At 61.3% G+C, this 7,473-nt stretch carries 8 protein-coding genes; all 8 read left to right on the top strand.

The window, feature by feature from the left end; genetic code table 11:
• Positions 1-391: 391 nt before the first annotated feature.
• Positions 392-1,450, top strand: a complete 1,059-nt coding sequence (locus ACIQNG_RS39025) for an Ldh family oxidoreductase (RefSeq protein ID WP_401491999.1) — start codon at positions 392-394, stop codon at positions 1,448-1,450.
• A gap of 238 nt (positions 1,451-1,688) precedes the next feature.
• The gene (locus ACIQNG_RS39020) at positions 1,689-2,426 is read left to right on the top strand and encodes an SDR family NAD(P)-dependent oxidoreductase (RefSeq protein ID WP_401491996.1); all 738 of its coding nucleotides are present in this window, start codon (positions 1,689-1,691) and stop codon (positions 2,424-2,426) included.
• Positions 2,423-4,039 (top strand): FAD-dependent monooxygenase, encoded by a 1,617-nt coding sequence (locus ACIQNG_RS39015; RefSeq protein ID WP_401491993.1) that lies wholly within the window; start codon positions 2,423-2,425, stop codon positions 4,037-4,039. Before ACIQNG_RS39020 ends, ACIQNG_RS39015 begins: the two co-directional genes overlap by 4 nt.
• A 61-nt stretch (positions 4,040-4,100) precedes the next feature.
• The gene (locus ACIQNG_RS39010) at positions 4,101-4,742 is read left to right on the top strand and encodes a hypothetical protein (protein ID WP_401491990.1); all 642 of its coding nucleotides are present in this window, start codon (positions 4,101-4,103) and stop codon (positions 4,740-4,742) included.
• 378 nt (positions 4,743-5,120) lie between these two features.
• Positions 5,121-5,639, top strand: a complete 519-nt coding sequence (locus ACIQNG_RS39005) for a cupin domain-containing protein (RefSeq protein WP_401491987.1) — start codon at positions 5,121-5,123, stop codon at positions 5,637-5,639.
• Positions 5,640-5,648: 9 nt separating this feature from the next.
• Positions 5,649-6,047 carry a RidA family protein gene (locus tag ACIQNG_RS39000; protein ID WP_401491984.1) on the top strand — a complete coding sequence of 133 codons (399 nt, stop codon included), beginning with the start codon at positions 5,649-5,651 and terminating at the stop codon, positions 6,045-6,047.
• 14 nt (positions 6,048-6,061) lie between these two features.
• Positions 6,062-6,949, top strand: coding sequence for a fumarylacetoacetate hydrolase family protein (locus ACIQNG_RS38995; RefSeq protein WP_401491982.1), 888 nt, complete (start codon positions 6,062-6,064; stop codon positions 6,947-6,949).
• A 157-nt stretch (positions 6,950-7,106) separates the two neighbouring features.
• A partial coding sequence (locus tag ACIQNG_RS38990; protein WP_401491979.1) for a transposase family protein occupies positions 7,107-7,473 on the top strand: 367 nt, incomplete at its 3' end.

Raw genomic sequence — 7,473 nt, 5'->3', positions numbered from 1 at the left:
ACACCCACATGATCACCAGCGGCCATGCCTGTTCCGCGTCCAGGGTCACCCACAGACAGAAGTCGACAAGCCGTCACAACCGGTGCTCAGCAAGCAACCCGCCCACCTCGGCACTTCTCAAAGACCCTGGATACCGCATGCCCTGGTGATACCGCACGGGCGACGATCCGTCAGCCCCTACGACACCACGAATTCAACCTCAGTAGGAAGCCAGACGTTGGAGTCGACGACCACTCCGGACTCAGGGAGAGCGGCCTATGCGGAAATCGGACGGCGGGTCTCGTTCTACGGATAGCATGACTATTTTCCTTCAACTACCTTCTTTCCATCGTCTTGGCCGCCGGAGGGGTTCTTCGTGGTCAAGACCCTCGGCCACCTGGGGAGATCCTGAATGAATAACCACATTTCCGTGTCCCCCGATTGGCTGGCCGCGGCCGTTGCTTCCGTTTTCACGGCCACAGGACTTTCACCCGCCGCAGCGAAGACAGTCGCGGGCAGTCTTGTGGAAGCCGATATGAGGGGCACTTCTTCCCACGGCGTGATGCTCGTGCCGATGTACGTAGAACGGCTACGCAAAGGCTCAGTGGCCACCCACGAGACCGCCGAAGTTGTGCTCGACACAGGCGCGATCACAATACTTGACGCCCGGAATGCACTAGGTCAACTCACCGGCGATCAGGGAATGGAACTGGCTGTCTCGAAGGCCCGCACTTATGGGCTCGGAGCGGTGACAGTCCGGCATGCTTTTCACTTCGGAGGCGCCTACCGATATGCCCGCACGGCGGCCCGGGCCGGTTGCATCGGTATCGTAGCAGCCAATACGCGCCCATTGATGCCGGCTCCCGGTGGGGCAGCAGCGGTTGTTGGTAACAATCCGCTCGCCGTCGGCTTTCCTGCAAACGCTGGCGAACCGATTGTTCTGGACATGGCCATGTCTGAGGCAGCGCTGGGCAAGATCCGTCTTGCTGAACAGGAGAACAGGCCTATCCCCGAGACCTGGGCAACCGACCGAGACGGCACACCAACTGCCGACCCTAACGCGGCCTTGAAGGGGCTTTTGCTGCCCGCTGCTGGACCGAAGGGGTACGGTCTTGCACTTGTCCTCGACGTCCTTACCGGCGTGCTGTCCGGAGGCTCCTTCGGTCGTGGCGTCCAAGGTCTTTATGCGGACACCTCGGTACCGAACGACTGCGCGCACTTCTTCCTTGCGCTGGACGTGACTGCGTTCGGAGACAGGGCGGGATTCGATCAGCGAGTAGGCGAACTCGCCGAGCAGATCACCACCTCGCCGAAGGCCTCTGGTGTGGAACGGCTGCTGTTGCCAGGGCAGTTGGAGTGCGAGCGACAAGCTGGAGCGCTGGCTACGGGGGTACGGCTTGACGCGAGCGTTCTCGGAGCTCTGCGGGAAACGGCAGCTTCTGTGGGAATGGTCCTCGGCGAACCCTGCTGAGCAGTAATCTCCGAGCCGCAACAGGGATAAGCCCTCTTGTCAGGCGCGCCCCGCACCTTCGACACCTTCGTCGTTGCGTCTGGGGCCGACGACCTGGAAACCGCTGCCCAAGCCAGAAGACAGACGTCGTCGAGTCTGGCTGAACACTTCTGAGGCGGGCGCAGCAGCTCAATCCGACCTTCTCGGCGTTCGTGCACCTGCCCAACTCGGACCTAAGTATTTCTAGGAGCCTTTCCACATGAGAGTCCACTTCGATTCCTCGGGCGAGGTGCTCGTCGTCACCGGCGGCGCCCACGGCATTGGTGCCGCTCTGGCGCGCGGCTACGCTTCCGCTGGTGGTACCAGCTTTGTGCTGGATGTTTCCCCTACCGAGGAACTAAACGACGTCAAAGGCATCACGCAGCATCAAACGGATGTATCCGACCGGGATGCTGTTCTGGCAGTCACAGAAGAGATCATGGGCAAGCACGGCCGCATCGATGCCCTCGTCGCCGGGGCGGCCGTACAGCCGCGTACACCGGTCGTCGACACCGAGCCGGCACAATGGCGGCACACTCTTGGCGTCAACTTGGATGGCGTGGTCTGGAGCTGCCAGGCAGTCCTTCCTCACATGATCCAGCAGGAGTCCGGGGTCATCCTCGTCTTTGCCTCTGGCTTGGCCTACATGGGAAGGGCCGAGGCGTCTGCCTACGCAGCGAGCAAGGGCGCGCTCATCCCCTTCGCCAAGTCCCTTGCTGCCGAGGTCGCTCCACACCGTATCCGCGTCAACACTGTCTTCCCCGGCGTCATCGACACCCCGCAGTTCCGCGCCGCCAACCCCACTGGTGGTGAGCGGGAACACTGGGTGCGCACAACTGGCATCGGTACCCCCGAGGACGTAGTAGGCCCGTTGCTGTTTCTACTGTCCGACGCCGCGACCATGACCGGATCGACACTCACCCGCGACCGAGCCTTCACAAAGGAGGAAGCCCGATGACCAGGGAACTCGTGCAAGCCGAGGTCGCTCAGCTTCCCACCGCGGTGATCGGAGCTGGGCCTATTGGCCTCATCACCGCGCTGGGCCTTGTCCACTACGGCGTTCCGGTCGTCGTGTTCGAGGAGGATCACGAGTTGTCCCTCGATACCAAGGCGGGCACCGTGCTGACCCGCACGCTTGAAGTGCTGCACCGTTATGGAGCCCTTGACGAGGTCCTCAGCGCCTCCCTGCGAGTCGACGAGATCGGTGAGCTCGATCGCGCCACCAATGCTCCCACCCTCAGTGTCCGGACGGGAGATCTAACGGAAGATACCCGTTTCCCCTTTGTCATCAACATCCCCCAGCATCACCTCGAACCCGTGCTGCGCACCACGCTAGAGAAGAACGCACCTGGCGTACTCCACATGGGTCACCGGCTGGTCAGCTTCACCCAGCATGAGGATCACGTGGAACTAATGCTGGAGACAGCCACCGGTGAACGACGGGTCCGGGTTCGCCACGTGCTCGCATGCGACGGCGGCCGGTCACAGGTGCGAGAGAATCTCGGGATCACAGTCGAAGGTCGTACGCTCGAAGAGCGTTACATGCTAGTCGACCTGAAGGTGGACCTGGACGTCGACGACCCCCGGGACTACCCGTATCTCGCGTACTTCGGTGACCCCGAGGAATGGATGATCCTGGTCCGCCAGCCCCACTGCTGGCGCTTCCTCTACCCGCTGGCCGCCGGCCGCCCTGAACCTGATCGGGACGAACTCGCCGCCAAGGCACGCCGATTCATCGGCGACATCGAGTCCCTGGAGATCCTCGGCACCAACATCTACACCGTGCACCATCGCGTCGCGGACCGCTGGCACGACGGAAGAATCTTCCTGATGGGAGATGCCGCCCACCTCATCACCCCGATGTGGGCGCTGGGCCTCAACACCGGTGTTCTGGACGCCTCGAACCTGCCATGGCGGCTCGCCTGGGTACTGCGTGGCTGGGCAGACGATTCACTGCTCGAAGCCTACGAGAAGGAACAGGCCCCGGTGGCTGTCCAGGGCAGTGGCGAGATGGCCGAGGCCGCTCGTGCCTACATGGACCGCCGCGGTGGCGCGCTCACAGCCATGACTGACGGCAACTGGGGTAATGCCTTCACCCGAGCTCTGCTGGGTGTACGCCTCGACGTCGACGGTGCTGGCGACTGGTCAATGGTGAAGACCGGCGATCACCCGGTTCCTGTCACACCTGGCGACCGAGCTCCTGACCTCCCCTTGTTCGGGCCTGAAGGGCAGGTGTACTTGCATGATCTAGCAGCCGACTCATTTGTAGCCCTCTACTTCACTGATACCCGTCGTCGACCCGGGATCCCCATGCATGATTCCCCGGCGCTGCACCAATACGTGGTCAGTCGATGGGATGCCCCGCACGACTCAGGGCTGCGTGGCAGAGCACTCTTCGATCCCGGCGATCGGGTTCGACGACGCTTCGGCATCTCCGAGGACACTTTGGTCCTAATCCGCCCCGACGGACATGTGGCTGCGATGACCTCATGCGGGTCAGCCGAAAGCGGCCAGGACCGGGTCGCGGAACTGTATGAGCGGATCGCTGGCCGTCCCCTGCCGCAAGCCTAAAACCTTGCGCCCAACACTCATTGCGCAGCAGGCATCATAAGACCAAGAGAGGAAAGACAGGATGACCGCCGGACAGATTGTCACCGGGCCAGAGGGTGAGGAGATCGTTCTCACTGAGATTGGCCAGACGATTCTGCTTGACAATGAGCGAGTACGGGTTTGGGAAGTAGCGCTCAAGCCTCAGCAAACCCAACCGTGGCATCTGCACCACAATCCGTACTTGGTACTGTGCCTGGAATCCTCACCCTGCCACATGGACTGGCTTAACGGTGACCCACCTCGTTATATCGAGGAGACTGTAGGCGGAACACTGTTCCGCGCTCCGTCGCCGGTGCACATGCTGACCAACGACGGTGATCGAGTTTATCGAAATCGGCTCGTCGAGCTGAAGGATCTAGGCGAGGAGGCGCTCGGTGATCTAGCGCGTGGGCAATGGGAGATCCCCGATCCGCTCACCGAACTGCCCGTCGTGTTCGAGAATGAAGACGTGCGTGTGTACGACCTTGAACTGGGGCCTGGGAAGCAACTTGACCTGCCGGCCGATCGACCGGCTTATGTGCTTGTCACTTTGGAAGGCCATATGTCTCGCGGTGAAGATGTCTGCTACTTCACCCCTGGCTGGCTGTGCACCCTTGCAAACACCGGAGACATCCGTTACTCCGGACGCCTGATCGAACTGATGTTTCTGAGGCAGTCGCAGTGAACAGCCGAGCCACTAGCGTTGACGGCTGGCCGGAGACAAGTAATCGACCACCAGAATCGGGAGCCCACTGCTCATTGACTTGTGTGCGGGCAGTGGGCGACACAGCTTAAGGCGCGCTGCTAGTGACGCCGGTCTTATAGAGATAGAAAATCCGGCCCCACGGGGACGCATCACCCGTGGATCCTAAAGCCGCTTGCACAGGATGGGGTAGGCAGATTACCTAACGGTAGACATCGTTGACCGCTAGACCGCGACCGATCGTGGTCGAGTACCTGCGGCAATAACGTCAGACTGTTGTTCACGGCCACGATACGTAACCTCGCCGGACGTGCCGGACGGTTCGACCTACCTAGGGACCCAACAGTCCAAGGAGAATTGATGACTTACGTCATGCCGAAGCCAGAAGGAATCGCTGATGAGGAGTGGGAGGCCAACCTGTCCGAGCCCGCTTCCTATTCGGGAGAAGCGCCCGACCGATCTGTGGAGCGGACTGAGCCTGGACCGGAGGGTGAGACGCTTGGCCGATTTCGCGAGATCTTGTTGAACACGCAGGATCTCGAATGGGTTGACAAGACCCTCGAGGGCTTGTCCCACAAGGCATTGTGGCGCAACGACGAAACTGGTGCGTCAATCTCTCTTGTGCGTTTCGCAAAGGGATCCGGCATCCCCTCGCGACACTCCCACGCTTCAAACCAGTTTATGTTCTGTCTCCGAGGGTCTTACATCTACGTGCCCACCGGTCTGACCCTCACTGAGGGCTCCTTCTACTGGAATCCTAAGGGCAGCCTGCACGGTCCAACCTTTGCTCAGGAGGAATCAGTCCTTCTTGAGGTCTACGACGGTCCTCACTATCCGACCCAACCCGACTGGTACAGCAGCCCCGACGACGCCCGCTAAGGAAAAACTATGCCAAAGAAAGCAATAATCTCTCCCCAGCTCGCCCCTCCGAATGGGCATTTCGCACAGGCCACAGTGATCGAGACCAATGGTCGGCTGGTGTTCATCTCCGGTATGACCGCCCGGACGCAGGACGGAAGCATCGCTGGCGTTGGTGATATCACCGCCCAGACACATCAGGTCTGCCAGAACCTCAAGGCAGCTGTAGAAGCGGCGGAAGGGACACTGGATGACATTGCCAGAGTCGATGTCTACGTCCGCAACATGGAGGACTTCGACGCGATCCATGCCGTACGCCGACAGTACTTCACTGGTGTGGCGCCCGCATCCACGATGGTGGAGGTCTCGAAGTTCGTGAACAAGGACTACCTAATCGAAATCAACGCAATCGCCGCGATTCGGGACTAAGGAAGGAAAGTATTGTGAAGCTTGCATCGCTCACCGTCGACGGTTGCCGTCGGGCTGGTGCCGTGAACGATGCAGAGGATGGTGTGGCTGTGCTGCCAACCGCCCTCGGCTCCGTCGACACCATCGTACGCGGAGGCTCGGAAGCGCTCAAGGCAGTTCGGGGTGCTCTGGCCACCGCCGAGATACTTCCGCTTGCAGGAACACAGTTGGAAGCACCGCTGCAGCGCTTCAATCGGGACATCCTCTGTACCGGCTGGAACTATTGGGACCACTTCGAAGAGTCGAAAGGTAAGCGCGAGGGCCAGGATCCGGTTGGACGCCCTGAACATCCGACCTTCTTCACCAAAGGCCCCGACACGGTCCTCGGTCCGACTGACGACATATCCTATGATCCCAAACTTTCCTCCAAATGGGACTACGAGGCCGAGATAGCTATCGTCATTGGCCGAGATGGGCGGTCAATCCCGGAGGGGAAGGCGTTGGAGTATGTCTTCGGCTACACGGTGGCCAACGACATCTCGCAGCGTGATCTTCAGAGGGCTCACGGCGGACAGTGGCTCAAGGGAAAGAGCATCGACGCCACAATGCCGATTGGTCCATGGATCACCACTGCGGACGAGATCGACGACCTTGGCAGCCTCCAAGTCCAGTGCGAACTCAATGGGCGAATCATGCAGAATGCCTCCAGCGCCCACATGGCATTCTCCTTTTCGCGCATCATCGCGGAACTTAGCATAGGCATGACATTGAGGGCGGGTGACCTGATCCTCACCGGCACCCCCAGTGGCATCGGGAACGCACGCGAACCACAGGTTTTCCTGCGCGACGGCGACATCGTCGTCACTCGGGTAAGTGGATTGGGCGAGCTCCGCAATGCCGTGGTGCTGACTAGCCTCACTTGACAGGGTCTTTGAGAAGTGCCGAGGTGGGCGGGTTGCTTGCTGAGCACCGGTTGTGACGGCTTGTCGACTTCTGTCTGTGGGTGACCCTGGACGCGGAACAGGCATGGCCGCTGGTGATCATGTGGGTGTCGAGTCCGTATGAGCACCGAGCGAGTCCATGCCTGCACACCCATCTTCCCGCATGCCGTCATGCCTTCGGCAACTGGGGGACGCCTCCGGCTCAGCCCCGCTGGAGGTAGCCGTTGACCTGCGGAGTTATAGGGCCACGGTGCCTGACCCACGGGCCCGTCGCGGTATACGTCACCCTTGGACAGCCCTGCTCACCGCTGCGGCCGCCGCCGTTCCGGCAGGCGCCGCCTCGATTACGGCGATGGGAGAGTGGGTCGCCGACGCACCGCAGAGGGCCCTGGCCCTGCTCGGGTTCCGGCGCGATCCGCTGACCGGCCTGATCCGCCCGCCCCATGCCACGACCATCCGTCTCGTCCCGGCCGCCGCGGACGGTGACGCCCTCGACCGCGCCATCG

It is taken from the genome of Streptomyces sp. NPDC091377 (assembly GCF_044757045.1).
GTDB lineage: Bacteria > Actinomycetota > Actinomycetes > Streptomycetales > Streptomycetaceae > Streptomyces.
The sequence above is the reverse complement of the archived record's forward strand: the minus strand, read 5'-3'. Positions and strand labels throughout refer to the sequence as shown.